Origin of the sequence: Runella sp. SP2, assembly GCF_003711225.1 — a bacterium.
In the GTDB taxonomy this organism is placed as follows: domain Bacteria; phylum Bacteroidota; class Bacteroidia; order Cytophagales; family Spirosomataceae; genus Runella.
The window spans coordinates 4,398,947-4,415,016 of record NZ_CP031030.1; the positions used below are offsets into that span (position 1 = coordinate 4,398,947).

The following is a 16,070-nucleotide window of genomic DNA, read 5'->3' on the forward strand; positions in this document are numbered from 1 at the left end:
GATACATTTTTACTCTACTTTAATCACCTTCAAGGTAACCTGCTTCTCGCCCGCGTTCACCCGCAAGAAATACATCCCGTTGGCAATGTCGCTGACTTCAAACTCCTCTTGGTGTTGGTTGGTTTCGGCTACAAAACGTTGACCCAATACCCGCCGACCCGCAGCATCCAAAAGTTCAGCTGTTACTTCTTTCCCTTGGCTATTTTGCACTTTCAGGCGTAGCGTATGCATAACAGGGTTGGGCATTACATTGGCGAATGCTCCGTTATCAGTTATCTGTTTTCCGTTATCCGCCCCTTGCCACTTGCCCTTTGCCACTTGCCCACTGCCATTTGCCACTTGCCTCGCTGCTCCCACGCCTACTCCGTCTTTTGACTGGATTCTGAACCAATACTCTTGATAGGCCAACACGTTGCCTTGCGGTTTCCGCGTCGAGGGATAAATACTGCCCCAACCCTTTTGGTCCCAATAACGAATGCCTAGTTTGTACAAACCTTTGGGTAAACCTGCATCGTAGGAATTTCCACCCGCACCGTTGTCTTGGTAAAAGCCGTAGGCGGGATGGTTTTGAGCATATAATTCCGTCCAGCCTTCACGGTTGGCGTACATAAAATACGGCGCGTTGTTCTCGTGTGTATTGAAGGAGCGGATAACCCCCATTTCGGGCGTCGCCAACATGTCGAAGGTCAATGAGCCATCAGTGCTTAATCCACACGCTTCTACGTTGATTGTCCAATAACGAGGAGCCATTTTGTTGGCGTTTTCTACAAAATACAAGGTTGGATTCACTTGCGTGCTTTGTTCTAATTCAGGGCCACCATCGCGCGTGATGAATTGACTACTCCACGCTGCACGGTCGTTTACCTTCACCGACGATTTGCTTTCACCAATATTAATCAAGGTCACCACAAAAGCATTCCAGTACACATCCTTGCGAACACTTTCCGCGCTCTGACAGCCACCTTCAAAAAGACATTTTGCCCAGTAACTCTGCTTCGTCACGTTGCTGAAAGCTACCTCAAAACTTGGCGCTGTCACTCCTGTGTTCCAAAACGTTTGACTCCCTGTAGGGCAGTTGGCTGAAATTCTCACCGTCGTGCCCGTACAAACGATGTCTTGAGAAACCGTAATCACGGGAGCTGCTTGTCCCGACGTTAGCGTAAACGTAACCACGTTACTTTTCTCGCTCACACAACCATTTTCAGTTTGACAACGAGCGTAGTACGACGTCGTTTGGCTGGGTACTGTGGCGGGAAGACTTGGCAAAGCAACGTTGGTGCTGGCATTGTACCAAACTGTCCGCAAACTTCCGCAAGTCGATTGTCCACTGAAACTGGCTGTCGCGTCACAACTGCTCGTCGATGATAACGACACCATCGGCGCTGATGGAATTACAACCAATTTTAACCGCATCACACCTGATTCGCTTTCCACACAAGAAACCGTTCCTCCCGATTGACGACAACGTACGCGGTAATTATGATACTGATTATCCACCAAACCCACTGGCACACCTGCACTGTATTCTCCACCATCTACTGAATAAACAACCACTTCATTTGCCCCACAATTGGTTGTAAATGTAAGCGGCATGTTCACCAAACTGCACACTTCCTTCGTCTCGCCTACGGCAACCGTTACTCCATCTACCAACAACGACACATTTTGCGGAACGGAAGCGCGGTAATTTATCGTCAATTCAATCGGATTCGTGTACGTCACGGGGCAACTCGCATCACAGGCCGCTTGGTAGCGGTGGGGTTGGTTATTGGACGATTGGGATACTGGGGCATTAGGTGACCAGTTGCTCCACGAGCCACTGCCTACTTGTACCCGCCAAACGGGCGACCCTGTAACACACGAACCCGAAACCGTAAACTGTAAACCGTTCACTGGATTCGCATCCGTGTCGCAGAAAGTTTGGCTGTTGCCTTCGTTTAACGTTTGTTGCAACGTCGTTAGCGTAATCGTAGGTTTACTTTGGACTTGTACCGTCGCCAAAGCTGAATTTGCTTGCGAACACGTTCCATTTTTTACAATAGCGCGGTAATATGTCGTTTGCGTTAAATTGCTAGCGGTCAACCCTGTCGTCGTGTTTGAAATATCCACCGCCCCGCTAAAATCTGAACTCAAAGATGATTGCCATTTTTGGATATTGCCTACCTGACCCGACAAAGTCAACACTGTACTATTTATCCCCGAACACACCGTGGTCGAGCCTGAAATGCTGCCTCCCACGCTCACGGGGTCAACCGCCACTGTCGCTGTAGCAGAAGTGGTTTGCGAACAAACACCGCTTTTTACCAAAGCACGGTAGTAGGTCGTTTGGGTTAAATTACTCGCCGTTAGTTCCGTCGTCGTGTTGGAAATGTCAGTTACTCCGCTGAAATCAGAACTCAAAGACGATTGCCACTTTTGAATGCTGCCCGTTTGACCCGATAGGGTTAAAACCGTGCTGTTTGTCCCCGAACAAACCGTGGTCGAACCTGAAAGGCTGCCTCCCACGCTCACGGGGTCAACCGTCACTGTCGCTGTGGCAGAAGTGGTTTGCGAACAAACACCGTTCTGCACTATGGCACGGTAATAGATCGTTTGGGTTAAATTACTCGCCGTTAGTTCCGTCGTCGTGTTAGAAATGTCAGTCGCTCCGCTAAAATCGGAGCTCAACGACGATTGCCACCTTTGAACGTTGCCCGTTTGACCCGATAGGGTTAAAACCGTGCTGTTCGTCCCCGAACAAACTGTGGTCGAGCCTGAAATGCTGCCTCCCACGCTCACGGGGTCAACCGTCACCGTCGCTGTAGCAGAAGTGGTTTGCGAACAAACACCGTTCTGCACTATGGCACGGTAGTAGGTCGTTTGGGTTAAATTACTAGCAGTCAGTTCCGTCGTCGTGTTGGAAATGTCGGTCGCTCCGCTAAAATCAGAACTCAACGACGATTGCCACTTTTGAACGTTGCCCGTTTGACCCGACAAGGTTAAAACCGTGCTGTTTGTCCCCGAACAAACCGTGGTCGAACCTGAAATGCTGCCTCCCACGCTCACGGGGTCAACCGTCACCGTCGCTGTAGCAGAAGTGGTTTGCGAACAAACACCGCTTTTTACCAAAGCACGGTAGTAGGTCGTTTGGGTTAAGTTACTCGCAGTCAGTTCCGTCGTCGTGTTGGAAATGTCAGTTACTCCGCTGAAATCAGAACTCAAAGACAATTGCCACTTTTGAATGCTTCCCGTTTGACCCGATAGGGTTAAAACCGTGCTGTTCGTCCCCGAACAAACTGTGGTCGAGCCTGAAATGCTGCCTCCCACGCTCACGGGGTCAACCGTCACTGTCGCTGTAGCAGAAGTGGTTTGCGAACAAACACCGTTCTTCACTAAGGCACGGTAGTAGGTCGTTTGGGTTAAGTTACTCGCAGTCAGTTCCGTCGTCGTGTTGGAAATGTCGGTCGCTCCGCTAAAATTGGAACTCAACGACGATTGCCACTTTTGAATGCTGCCCGTTTGGCCCGACAAGGTTAAAACCGTGCTGTTTGTCCCCGAACAAACCGTGGTCGAACCTGAAATGCTGCCTCCCACGCTCACGGGGTCAACCGTCACACTACCCATAATATCGTCTGATACACAACCAGTTGTGCCATTTTTAACCGTGAGAGTAAAGGAAAGCGAACTTCCCGCAGCGGCAGGGCTTAAATTGACCGTGATGGGGTTGGACAAACTTCCGTTAGTGGTGGAGGAAATACCTGCCCCCGAAATCGAATATTGGTTGGGCGATTGAGTGGGATTAGTGTATGGAATCGTAAACGACGTAGCCCCTGCGCAAATGGGAGTAATCGTGCCTAGGGTAAGGCTAGGTTTAATCGGATCAGTAAGCATTGTCGTTGCTACATTGGAGGCACACCCAGGATTAGGTGGCCCTATCAGACTGACCACATTAACGCTATAGGTAGCAGCACTGAGTCCGTTGATTACAATTTGGCCACTGGCATCGGTCGTCACATTATCCCCAGACGCAGGCGAACCAACTGCCCCTCCACTGTAGATGAGTTGATACTTTGTCATCGGGACCAAGTCAGATACTGTGATGGTTCCGTTTTGGCCATTACAAGTCGTTGGATCTACCTTGGACAAAGAGATGATGGGTGGAATATCTGCGACACGAACCTGGTTACTGGTCAGCGAACACGTGTTTTCCGTCACTTTGACTTGAAAACGACACCAAGAATCGGCGGGGGTAACCAAGCTAATATTGAATGTTTGGTCGCTGTCTAAGCTACCATTTAGGGTAAAAACAGTCGAACCAACCCCCGCAGGAGTGGCCAAAAAGACACTGGTGACCGTGTTAGTGATAGCTTCTGCCACGATACCATAAATGTTGGGCGTTTGCAAACCCACCGAAATGGTCGTAAAAGCATCTCCCCCCAGGTTGGTCACGGCTAACCCTTGTGGAGTGGCCACATAGATAAAGTTATTGGCAACTGAGATGGCCTGAATAAGATTATCTGGCAGTTCACTATTGGAAGTGTTGAAAGATACCCAATTCAGGCCACCATTGGTAGAAATACTGATGCCACTGTCTGTTCCCGCATACATGATGCCGTCTTTGAAAAAAATGGCAGTAATGTTGTTGCTGAGGAGACCATTGGCTATCTGAAAGGGAGAACTGAAAGTTGTACCGTTGTCGTTGGAAACATAAACCCCATTGTTGGTAGCAACATATACATTGGTACTTTCTACAAAGATATCAGCCACAGATACACCAGAAAGAACGGTAGTAAAACTATTTGAATTGATGCGGCGAGACAAGCCACTGGTGGTGGCTGCATAAATGTAATCATTGCCACCGTTGGACGTAGCCACCGAAGCGCGCACCTTTGCTATTGGAATTCCATTACCTGTACCAAACAAAGTGGGGAAGCTACTACCATTATTATTAGAGACATACAAGCCCTGGTCGGTAGAAACATATACGTTGGAGCCGCTGACAAAAACATCGTTGGTAATTTCTGTGGTTAGTACGGCTTCAGGATACGTAGCCCCACCGTTGCGGGAGATTACCAAGCCTTGGGCAGTTGCTACGTACACATTTACCCCATTTTTGGCAATTGAAACAGAAGCGGGTGTGGTGGTATTGGTAAAGGCTGGTGAACAAACCCGTTGCCATTGATAGGTATCGAACCCTGAGTTAGTACTAAAAGTCACAGGAGAGCCCAAACAAACGAAAGAATTGCTCGGATCAATTAATGTCGGACGAACAGAAGGAATGTTGTAGAGTCCGTATTCGCACCCCTCAAGTGGGCCAGTGCTGGCTACAATACGAATTTTATAATTATTTCCACTGATGTCATAAGGTATCACCGCCTGGATTGCACCTGATTTTGCCGTGGATGCTAAACGGCCAATTGTACGGAAAGTAGCAAAATTATCGTTACTGAGCTGAATGGTATAAATATTCCCTGCATTGATTGGATCAGTAGCATTGAATTCGTAAAGCAAGTTGAGGGATTCTCCTTGGCAAAAAATCGAGCCATTGGCCTTCATAGATGACATGTCCGCATTCTTCAGGGTACCATTGCCAATTGGGAAGGGAGAGGATAGATTACTAACTACGCCAGCAGGGTTGCTGGATACAATCCGCATCCGGTAGCCATTGCCCGCAGGAACATTGGGAAAGTTTCCAGTAATCGTACCGTTGGCAACGGAGTTGACCGCAGCAATGTTAATAGGAGCGGCAAAGCTTCCAGATGCATTACTCAATTGAAGGGCGAAGGTATTTGCTGAAATGAAGTTACAGTCCAGCGTATAAGAAACCGAAATTGGATCACCCACACAATATGGACCTAATGGGTTTGGATAAATAGCCGTAACCTGGTCGCCTGATATGGTGAATGAGTTAGTAATTGCACTCCCCGCAGGGGAAACAGAACTCACCCTTAATCTATAAGACCTACTTGGGATTACTGCTCCAAGGTTTCCAGAGATGGAACCAGGACTAACTCCTCCCCCAGGAGTAACGCTGCTAAGTATGGTTCCAGGGAAGTTCCCATTTGCATCACTCAGCTCAAGGCTTAAGCTTGTACTGGTGGTCCAAGCTGCAAAGTTAAACGTAACCGTTACGCTTGTGCTTGGGCACACAGTAGTAGTTGTGGGGGCTGCTGCACTTGGTTGGGCAAACAGCGGACCACTCAACAAGAGAGCTGGTAACATGACCAGGAAGCATCTAAGAAAAAGCTTCCTTCGTTGTTCACTGAAGTGAAAAAGAAGAGCAGAAATTCCTAAAGGAAATTTACTAAAGAGTAAAGGTCTTTTCATGAGGTACCGATGATTAAAATTTAGCTTTAGACATTACTTAAAGCTACTTTGACGCCCTCAAAACACCAAATTTTAAGCGTTGCAAAAACGTTGCAATTTATAATATCCTGTATTTTAGATAGTTGCATCTATAGGTTTGTTAAAACTTCAACAAATAAGGAGTTTTGCTAGACAATAGAAAAGTAAGTAGTTAAGCAATAAAAAAGCAGGGTTATCGGATTGTTGGTTAGAATAAAGACCGACAGATTTTAATGGGCTTTCCCAAATTGAACCGTCAAAATATAATCGTAGCACTCGAATTTCGTGCTAATCGTCAGCACCGAACTTTGATTGCAGCATGAAAATACCTACGGATTCACCTCTACCGTGCGGCTTGAGCGACCATTGGACGTAAACACCTTCATTTTAACCGTTTTGCTTACGGGCAAAGGCTGGTTATACACCTCACTAGTCGCCGTCGGCTCGGTGCCATCGGTGGTGTATCGAATCGTCAAACCTGGAAGTTGGACATTGGCCTTTACTTGATTGTTTTCAATTACGGCTCCTGCCGTTGGCACCCGATACGCGTATCCACCCGCGCGAAAATCCAAACGAGGAAGTTCGCGCTTGCCGAGTTGATTGGCAAACACCGACCACGCTTTTTGATAGGCTTTGTCATCGTTTTTCTCCGCCCACGTTGGTGACAATGCCCATGCGCGTTCTGCCAACCCAAGCAATTTTGGCAACATCATGTATTCCATCCGTTCGGGTGAATTGACCGTCTCGCTCCACAATAACCCTTGAATCCCTACAATATTTTGTTTCCCGTACTCCGTCAAACGCTCTTTTCCATTGAAAATCGAACGATCGAGCGGATTGCCCAAACGGTCTTCTTTTGAATTTTTGAAATAATCGTATGGAATAAACGAAAAGGGCTTGTCAACGTCAGTGTATGCCCCCCAATAATACCCAGGCTCATCAAACGACTTGTAGTAGGCCATGTCAAAATACTGATGTGTGACGCACGAAAGCACCACTTTGTAACCCGCATTGGCAAGGCGATAGGCCAAGTCTTCGGCTCCCCAGCCCAACACATTGTTCCACACGTCCACTTGTACCCCTTTTCCCACAAAATCAGGGTTTGGAATAACGTGGTTTTTACCGTCGAGCATGGTTTTGCGCATCGCTACTTCTTCCCAACCATACACATAAAGACCGCGTTTTTGGGCAATATCTATTACTTTTCCGTAAAAATAATACCAAAGGTCGTCGGTTGACTGGATACTCGGATTGTCACGACGCAACTGCTGCACCGCAGGCGATTGCGTCCACACGCCTCCTGGCACTTCGTCGCCGCCGTAGTGAATAGTTTCGAGAGGCGCGTTGGCATCGCGGTACATGGCCACGATTTCATCCGTTACTTTTTCCAAAAAACGATACGTTGACGGCATGGCTACGTTCATCACGTTATCGTTCCACGACTGTACCGAACGATACACTGAGCGGTCGGCGGGGTCGTGCAGAAGGTATTTTTCAGCTTCTTCTTTTTGCCCTTGGGCCATTTTTTGCGAGTAGCGAGCTTTCATGGCCACCACAGCCGCCCGGGCGTGCCCAGGTGCTTCGATTTCGGGAATAACTTTGATGTGACGCGCAGTGGCATAACGCAACAATTCCAAGAAATCTTGGCGGCTATAATAGCCCGTACCTGCATTCTGTGAAGCATCAGGGCCTGAACCGAAAGAAGGTTGAAGCAATTTGAGGGGGTCGGTTCCGTGGCCGCGCACGGCGCCAATCTGCGTCAATTCGGGTAAGGATGGAATTTCCAAACGCCAGCCTTCGTCGTCCGAAAAATGCAAGTGTAATACGTTGAGTTTGTAGGAAGCCATCAAGTCGAGCAACTTCATCACTTGCGCTTTTGAGTGAAAATTCCGAGCGACGTCGAGCATAATTGCACGGTGTCCAAAACGCGGCTGGTCACTTATTTCTACACCCGTTACCGACAAACTTGACTGCGTTTTTCCCCAAGCCGACGGTGTCAATAACGCCAACAACGACTGTACGCCGTAAAAAGCACCCGCTCGGTCGCCTGCCGTAATTTCAATTCCATTTGGGTTGACCATCAAGCGGTACGCCTCGCTAGGCATGGTTTCTTGTTTAAATACAATTCCAGTGGTTTGTTTTTCGGTAGAAAACGCCAAAGGCGAACCTAGCATCGACGAAAGTTGGCTACCCAAGTAGCTCGCCTCATCGCGAAACGCCTCAGATACAGACAAAACGGTTTGAGGAGTAATGGAATACGCCCCGCCTCGTTCGCGGTATTGCTGTGGACTCGGGAGAATTTTCGGCAATTCTTTTTCGGCAATTTCCTCCGTCGCTTTGTTTTGATTAAAAATCATTTCGGGCGTAATCAACCCCAACTTATCTCCCGCAAAACGCTGGTATTGACGCGGTTGGGTAGAAGGCTTTATGGTATAATCGGTCAATGGATAACCACGCTCAGGCTGTTGATCCCACACCCAATACAAACCCGCGGGGGCGTCGGTAAAATTGACCACCCAAGCGGAAGAAATAAACGAAATTGTGGTGGAAGCACCCGCTTTTAGCCCCTGAAACGCCGCCGTAGGCATCAATTGAAACAAATCACCGTTGACGTGTCGAATGGTAAAATCGGGAGAAACGGTGGTATCTATCGTACGAACATTGTTAAAAAACAAGCTCCATCCTGACTTGGGAAGGGCTTTTTTAGACGTATTTGTAAAAGTAAACGAAGTCAATGAAGCCGTTTTACCTTTGTGGTTGTTTTCCACAATTTCCCAGCTGATTTTCAAGGAAGGAGCAGCCAACTGCGCTTTCAGCGACACTGAACCAAACAGCAAAAGAATAAAGAACAAACGCGCAGCGCTACGAAGAAATACAAATGAGTTGGTTGTCAGGCCCATTGTAAAATAGGTTGAAGAAGTGGTTAGGAACAGAAAAATGAGTTACAAAAATACAAGAACATTCCAATCCGTGTACTTTTATAAAAATTACGTTTGAAACCTATGCCACAATTTTCTACGCCATTCATCATTGAAATGGCTTCCGTCACCGATTACATCGAAATCACCGATGTATGGGAAGCTTCGGTGCGCGCCACCCATCATTTTTTACCCGAATCTGACATTTTCTACTTCAAACCTCTCATTCTCAACGAATACCTCAAAGCCGTTCATTTAGAATGTATTCGGAGTACCGACGGTGCTATTATGGGTTTTATGGGTGTCCACGGCGATAGTCTTGAAATGCTTTTTATTCACCCTGATGCTCACGGACAAGGATTGGGGGCGTTTTTTGTTCAACACGCCATTCATGAATTAGGCGTAACACGAGTCGATGTCAACGAGCAGAACCCGCAAGCCGTAGGTTTTTATCAACACATGGGTTTTCAAATCATTAGCCGCTCCGAAACCGATGGCTTGGGCAAACCCTATCCAATTCTTCACCTAGAAAAAAGGAGTAATTAGGAATTGTGAATTACGAGTCTGAGTGCCAAGGGTTGCTCACAACCCGCCCTATGTAACCAATAGAAATTAAAAACAGGAAACACTAAACGCGAAACTCAATCAACCCTTAACCACCGCCACGGTCACGAGCAGTTGGCCGACGTGCCGTTGGGTGTGCTCGGCGGCATGGAAAAGAAGCCCCAATACCGTAGAAGGAATTTGAGCGCGTCCTACGCCGCGAACCTCCAACAGCGTAGAAGCATCGGTAGCGATTAGTTGGGCTAGGGCTTGGTCGATTTGCTGGCTAAAATGCTGAAAAAGTTCTTCAAACGACGCTTGTCCAGCCTGCGGTTTGCCTTCATTGGTCAGCCATTCGAGCTGCGAGGGACTGAGCATATCGCCTTTGGCGTACGTAAAAAGGCGGTCTAATACTCCCGTAAGGTGCTGTAAATGAAACCCTACCGAGGCTACCCCAACGGGTCGTTCCCATAGTTTTTCGTTGGGAAACCCTTCGGCTATTTTTTCCACCTCTTCGCGGGCCTGTAAAAGCGCATGAGCCACGGGTTGTAGTAAAGCGGGAATTTCGGGGAGTGGGCCACGTAGCCACACTTCGAGGGTGGATGCAGGTTTCATCGCAGATTGATTGAATTGAAACATCAAATTAAGCGCAAAGAACTTTCTGATACAACCTATTCCAAAAACATGACCAGCGATGGTTTTTGAGTTGCGGCTTCAAAAGAACAAATCAATTTCACTACTTTTGGCATAGTATTCACCCTTTCCACTCTAGCCCATGCGTTTCACTATCCTGTGTTTATGGTGTATTGTTGCGTTGTTGTCGAGCGTGCAAGCTCAGAGGACTGCCGTTTATCGTTTTAACAACTCGTTTGAAGAAGAGTCAGGCAAGCTCCCGAAACTAAAGGTGTTGGGTCAAGAAGGCACATTTCAAAACGAAAAACTTCCCGAACTCAAAAACCTCCAACGCACTGTTTATGTATTCGACCGAAACTGTGGTTTACAGTTTGACAACCGTGCCGCCAATGGTTTCCTGAGCGGTTCATATACCATTGAGATTTACTTCCGATTTACCTCCTTAGACAGCTGGAAACGAGTCATTGATTTTAAAAATCGTAAATCTGATAATGGGTGCTATATCTTCTACGGTAAACTCAATTTTTACAATTTCGCAGTCGGAACCAAAGCCCCCGTCAACCCCAACGAATATACCCACTACGTGGTGGCGCGGGATGCCAGAACAAACCAACTTAAAATGTACGTGGACGGGGAGTCTAAAGTTGAATTTACTGACCGTTTTTCCCAAGGCATCATCGACGAAGATGGCGTGCTCAACTTTTTCTTTGATGACCTTATCGTCAAAGACGAAGCCAGCGATGGCGCAGTAGCGATGATTAAATTGTACGACTACGTGGTTGACCCTGCGAGTATCAAGCGTGATTTTCAACTACTTGAAGAAAAAATCAGCCAGCCGTTGGTGGTGAACACCCCTACTCCCGTTGCTCCTCAGCCCGTGGTTTCTCCGCCTCTACCCAAGGAAGCCCCCAAAGAAAATACGCCCGAACCTCCCAAAAACTATACTTCATTAGACAACAAAAACGTTTCTGTTGGGAAAGCGATTGTATTGCAGAACCTGCGTTTTGCCCAAAGCAAGCCAGAATTGCTGCCTGAGTCGAGTGCGGAATTGGAGAATTTGCTCAAATTTATGCAAGAACACCCAACAGCGCACATCGAGCTACAAGGCCATACCGACAACCGAGGGGATTTTGATTTGAACCTAGCCCTCTCTCGTCAGCGGGTGGAAGTAGTGAAGGCTTTTTTGGTTAAAAAAGGTATTTCTCCCAATCGAATTACGGGCAAAGGCTTTGGTTCTAGTAGGCCAATTGCCAATAACAACCGCGAAGAAACTCGTCAGCTCAACCGCCGCGTAGAGCTGATTATTACAAAACTTTGAAAATAACTGCCGTGAATAAACTTTGTTATTTGGTAAGTATCTGCGCCTTTTTAGTCATTTCGTGCGAAAAACCTACCCCAACTCCTGGTGAACCCACGGAGTTGTCTGAGAATTTTTCGGCAACCCCGACCGCTCACGCTGTTTCTCCTGCCGATGAACTTGACGAGGCTTCTGGCTTAGCCGATAGTAAAAAACAACCTGGTTTTCTCTGGACCCACGAAGATGCTGGCTCGCCTGACCGCATTTATCTACTTGACCGCCAAGGTAAAATTGTGGCAAATTATTCCACTCCTTTTATCAATTATGACTGGGAAGACATGGCCGTTGGCCCAGGCCCCGACGCCAATGAGTCATACATTTATCTGGCTGATATTGGGGATAATGGCAATGTTCGTGACATCAAACAAATCTACCGTTTTCCAGAGCCCAGCGCGTTAACCTCTACGATTACCAATTTTGATTGGATTCGTTTTCGCTTTCCCGACGGAGCTTATGACTCCGAAACGTTGCTGCTTGACCCTTTGACAAAAGATATTTACGTTGTCACCAAATGGCTCACCAACGCGCGCGTGTATCGCTTGGCTTACCCTCAATCTACTACGGAAGTTATCACTGCCGAAAAAGTAGGAGAAATGACCGTCGGGGCTGATTTGACGGGTGGCGCAATTTCCACGATTGGAACCGAAGTTATCGTGCGAGGCTATACGGCCATTTATTATTGGAAACGCAAAGCCACCGAAACTGTAGGCGAAGTGCTGCTCCGAGCTCCTACCAAAAGCTTACCGTATATCTTTGAGCCTCAAGGCGAAGCGGTTTGTTTTGATTTAAACAACAAAGGTTATTTTACCCTCAGCGAGCGCCGTAATGTTCCGTCGGTCAACTTGTATTTTTATGCGAGGAAGTAGAAAGACAGCTGCACTTAAACTCAGGTTGTAAGCAACCCTCTGCACTCGATATTCTACCTTCGGCACTCGTTAAGGTTTCCACTCGTTAAGTTCAACCAAATATCCGTCGGGATCAGGAACATAGATTTGAATGACTCCGTCAAAACGCGTTTGTTTGTGAAAAGGAAGTTTGAGGCGAGTTAGGTACGCTTCTGCTTTCTCCATCGAAGCCACAAAAATCGCAAAATGGCTACCATTTCGGTCGTTGACCACGGGCTGTGTACGTCCTGCCAACAGGTGAATTTGTTGGTCGGTGCCAATTTTAAACCACGCCCGAATCGCCTTTAAATTGTCAGGCACTTCAATGCGTTCCAATTGCAACACTTCCCCATAAAACTTCGCACTCGCCTGCAAATCGGCCACTTGCAGCGCGATGTGGTTGTGTTTGATAATGCCAATTTTATCTTGAGAAAACCCCGAGAAAGATACCGACAATAACAGAATAGCGAAACAAAAAAAGAATGACTTCATGGGGAAATGAATAGTAAAAAGTGGGTCAATAGATTCTGTTCTCCAAAAGTATTTTTTTACTTGCATTTACCTACAACATCGCGTCATCTGGTTGTGAGCAACCAGATGCACAGACTACTCAGGTTTTGAGAAACCTGAGGCACCCTACATTCGACATTCAAAATCACAGCCACATCTTCACCAGTTCTTCCCATTCTTGTTCCAAAGAATACGAAGGCATTTCGGCACGGGCGCGACGATACCAGTAGCCTGCGTTCCATTGGTCGCCTTCTTTGCGGTGCAAATACGCGTGCAAGCGGTCATAGTCGCGCGTACCTTCGCGCGCCTGAGCTATATCGTGTGCTTCGTCCCACTGCCCTTTGGCATCGTGCCACAAAGCTTTCACTAAAATAGGACAATCGATAGGTGGTTTCGCCGACGAAAGGCTTTGTTTAAAATCGTTTAATGTCATTTTCTATGAAATTTTAAAAAACAAAGAAACCTGATTTTTCTCATCTTTTCTTCCAAACCCGACCGATACTTTTGTGGTAGTATAGTCACAATTCATTTTCTCCGTTTATGTATATTCTTGTCTTTTTTGTAGCCCACTGGTATTTGTCTCTTTTGATGCAAACCTTCTTCTTGCACCGTTATGCCGCTCATAAAATGTTTATAATGAGCCCGTTTTGGGAAAAATTCTTTTACACACTTACCTTTATTTTTCAAGGCTCTTCGTTTTTGAGCCCGTATGCGTATGGGGTAATGCACCGCCTTCACCACGCCTATGCCGACACCGAAGAAGACCCTCATTCGCCGAGTTTTTCGTCGAGTCTTTTTGACATGATGTGGAAAACCAAGAATTATTACAACAACATTTTACACCGCGAAGACCAAATTCCTGCCAAATTTAAGAAGGATGTGCCCCATTGGCAATTTATGGAGCGCCTAGGCGATTATTGGATTATTCGTATTGGTTGGGGAGTTTTGTACACGTTGTTTTATATCAAATTTGCGACGGCTTGGTGGATGTTTTTGTTGTTACCCATTCACTTTTTGATGGGGCCTGTCCACGGAGTTATTATCAACTGGTACGCGCACAAGTACGGTTATACCAATTTCAAGGTAAACGATACAGCCAAAAATCTGCTTCCGTTCGACTTTTTGATGATGGGAGAATCGTATCACAACAACCACCACAAATTAGGTGGCAGGGCCAACTTTGGCGTAAAATGGCATGAGTTTGACCCTACCTATCCGTTCATTTTATTCCTGAACGCAACGGGTATCATCAAACTCAAGCGTAACAATGATTTGAATTATATGCCTAGCTAGATAAAGTTATTGGTTATCTGTTAACCGTTATTCGTACTAGTGACAAATAACAGTTGACAGATAACCAAATCCCCTACTTAAAAATAGCTTTCTTCGAGGCCAAAAGTGTGTTGGTCATCAAGCCGCAGATAGTCATTAGCCCTACTCCGCCTGGTACAGGGGTAATGTAGCTTGATTTGGGCGCTACTTCATCAAACTTGACGTCGCCTTTAATGGCAAAACCACTTTTTTTGGATTCATCCACCACGCGCGTGATACCAACGTCAATCACAACTGCGCCTTCTTTTACATAGTCAGCGGTGATAAACTCGGGGCGCCCTAAGGCCGCAATCAAGATGTCGGCGCTTTGGCAGACCTCTTTTAAGTTGTGCGTACGGCTGTGGCAAATTGTCACGGTAGCGTTGCCTGGGGCGGTATTTCGTTGCATCAAAATACTCATCGGAAGCCCCACAATTTGACTACGGCCTACTACTACGCAGTGCTTGCCAGCGGTGTCGATGTTGTAGCGTTTTAGCATTTCCAAAATCCCAAACGGGGTAGCCGAAATGTACGCGGGCAAGCCTTTGCACATACGCCCTACGTTGATGGGGTGAAAGCCGTCCACGTCTTTTTCAGGGGCTACTGCTTCCATCACGGTGTTTTCTGAAATGTGAGAAGGAAGCGGCAACTGTACGATAAAACCGTCGATGTCTGCGTCGTTGTTGAGGGCTTCGATGTGCGCTAGCACCTCCGCTTCCGAAGTAGTTTCGGGCAAACGCACGAGCGTTGATTTAAAACCAACTTCTTCGCAGCTTTTGATTTTTGACGCTACGTAGGTTTCACTTGCGCCGTTGTTTCCTACCAAAATCGCCGCCAAATGGGGCGTTTTTCCGCCTTCCGCTTTGATTTTATCTACTTCTACTTTGATTTCGGCTTTTACCTGCGCCGACAGGGCCTTACCGTCTAAAAGTTGCATTTTGTATGTATAAATATTCTTAACTGTTCAACAACTGTTGTACTTCTACCTTTAGAATAGGGAGATAATTAATGATTATAGCCCAAATATTAACTGGTTCGATTGTATCATATCCATGAATTATTTTGTTTCGAGTATCAACAATCCGACGAGCGTTCGAAATTGGAATAGTCGGACTTAACTTTAGCAAATTATTCATTGCCTCACCAATTATTTCTAAATTTCGCTCCACGGCATCTTGAAGCATATCATTTGAAACGTAATTTTCATAGATTTTAGGCTCTCCAATATATTTTTCAATATTGTCGATAGCCATTGCAATATCAAAAAGATATTTTTTGACTTTATTGTCCATACACTAACTCCCTAGTATTCAATACTTCTTTAATAAAGTAAGGGTTTTTAAGTGAATTTTCCGTCAATAAATCAACTTCTCTCTTAAAAACTGTTTTTAGAGCATCATACAAAGACCACCATAATTCCCCTTTCTCTAGCGGTTCAATTTCTTTGTCAAACGATATTAAAAAATCAATATCGCTCTCATCATTGAGGTTTTCAGTTGCTCCTGAACCAAACACATAGGCTCTTTCAACCTTGTGTGTTTGAAAAATTGTTTTTAACTGGGATAAATTATCTTTTATTAAACGATTCAT

At 46.4% G+C, this 16,070-nt stretch carries 12 protein-coding genes; 4 read left to right on the top strand and 8 right to left on the bottom strand.

Annotation, left to right across the window (positions count from 1 at the left end; all coding sequences use genetic code 11):
* Nucleotides 1-9 precede the first annotated feature (9 nt).
* Nucleotides 10-6,201: a T9SS type A sorting domain-containing protein gene (locus DTQ70_RS17590; protein ID WP_164490089.1), complete on the bottom strand. Its 6,192-nt coding sequence runs from the start codon at nucleotides 6,199-6,201 to the stop codon at nucleotides 10-12.
* 452 nt (nucleotides 6,202-6,653) lie between these two features.
* A complete protein-coding gene (locus tag DTQ70_RS17595; RefSeq protein WP_122932019.1) occupies nucleotides 6,654-9,224 on the bottom strand; it encodes a family 20 glycosylhydrolase in 2,571 nt (856 codons plus the stop codon).
* A gap of 102 nt (nucleotides 9,225-9,326) precedes the next feature.
* Here DTQ70_RS17595 and DTQ70_RS17600 point away from each other — a divergent pair, with 102 nt between their 5' ends.
* Nucleotides 9,327-9,788, top strand: coding sequence for a GNAT family N-acetyltransferase (locus tag DTQ70_RS17600; protein WP_229599962.1), 462 nt, complete (start codon nucleotides 9,327-9,329; stop codon nucleotides 9,786-9,788).
* A 99-nt stretch (nucleotides 9,789-9,887) separates the two neighbouring features.
* On the opposite strand, the gene DTQ70_RS17605 is transcribed toward DTQ70_RS17600, so the two are convergent.
* The gene (locus DTQ70_RS17605; protein ID WP_122934461.1) at nucleotides 9,888-10,400 is read right to left on the bottom strand and encodes a DinB family protein; all 513 of its coding nucleotides are present in this window, start codon (nucleotides 10,398-10,400) and stop codon (nucleotides 9,888-9,890) included.
* 160 nt (nucleotides 10,401-10,560) lie between these two features.
* Here DTQ70_RS17605 and DTQ70_RS31120 point away from each other — a divergent pair, with 160 nt between their 5' ends.
* Both DTQ70_RS31120 and DTQ70_RS17615 read left to right on the top strand, forming a co-directional pair.
* Entirely contained in the window at nucleotides 10,561-11,736 is a 1,176-nt protein-coding gene (locus DTQ70_RS31120; RefSeq protein WP_122932020.1) for an OmpA family protein, read from the top strand.
* Entirely contained in the window at nucleotides 11,733-12,641 is a 909-nt protein-coding gene (locus tag DTQ70_RS17615; protein ID WP_122932021.1) for a PE-PGRS family protein, read from the top strand. Before DTQ70_RS31120 ends, DTQ70_RS17615 begins: the two co-directional genes overlap by 4 nt.
* 69 nt (nucleotides 12,642-12,710) lie before the next feature.
* On the opposite strand, the gene DTQ70_RS17620 is transcribed toward DTQ70_RS17615, so the two are convergent.
* Entirely contained in the window at nucleotides 12,711-13,151 is a 441-nt protein-coding gene (locus tag DTQ70_RS17620; RefSeq protein ID WP_122932022.1) for a VOC family protein, read from the bottom strand.
* Between the two features lie 163 nt (nucleotides 13,152-13,314).
* Nucleotides 13,315-13,602: a hypothetical protein gene (locus DTQ70_RS17625; RefSeq protein ID WP_122932023.1), complete on the bottom strand. Its 288-nt coding sequence runs from the start codon at nucleotides 13,600-13,602 to the stop codon at nucleotides 13,315-13,317.
* Nucleotides 13,603-13,709: 107 nt separating this feature from the next.
* Here DTQ70_RS17625 and DTQ70_RS17630 point away from each other — a divergent pair, with 107 nt between their 5' ends.
* Entirely contained in the window at nucleotides 13,710-14,462 is a 753-nt protein-coding gene (locus DTQ70_RS17630) for an acyl-CoA desaturase (protein WP_122932024.1), read from the top strand.
* A 73-nt stretch (nucleotides 14,463-14,535) separates the two neighbouring features.
* Here DTQ70_RS17630 and folD read toward each other — a convergent pair whose 3' ends face one another.
* Genes folD through DTQ70_RS17645 form a run of 3 tightly spaced genes read right to left on the bottom strand, consistent with a single transcriptional unit; the run spans nucleotide 14,536 to nucleotide 16,070 of the window.
* The gene (gene folD / locus DTQ70_RS17635) at nucleotides 14,536-15,417 is read right to left on the bottom strand and encodes a bifunctional methylenetetrahydrofolate dehydrogenase/methenyltetrahydrofolate cyclohydrolase FolD (protein WP_122932025.1); all 882 of its coding nucleotides are present in this window, start codon (nucleotides 15,415-15,417) and stop codon (nucleotides 14,536-14,538) included.
* A gap of 19 nt (nucleotides 15,418-15,436) precedes the next feature.
* Nucleotides 15,437-15,772 carry a DUF86 domain-containing protein gene (locus DTQ70_RS17640; RefSeq protein ID WP_122932026.1) on the bottom strand — a complete coding sequence of 112 codons (336 nt, stop codon included), beginning with the start codon at nucleotides 15,770-15,772 and terminating at the stop codon, nucleotides 15,437-15,439.
* The gene (locus DTQ70_RS17645) at nucleotides 15,762-16,070 is read right to left on the bottom strand and encodes a nucleotidyltransferase family protein (RefSeq protein WP_122932027.1); all 309 of its coding nucleotides are present in this window, start codon (nucleotides 16,068-16,070) and stop codon (nucleotides 15,762-15,764) included. The genes DTQ70_RS17640 and DTQ70_RS17645 overlap by 11 nt, the downstream gene beginning before the upstream one ends.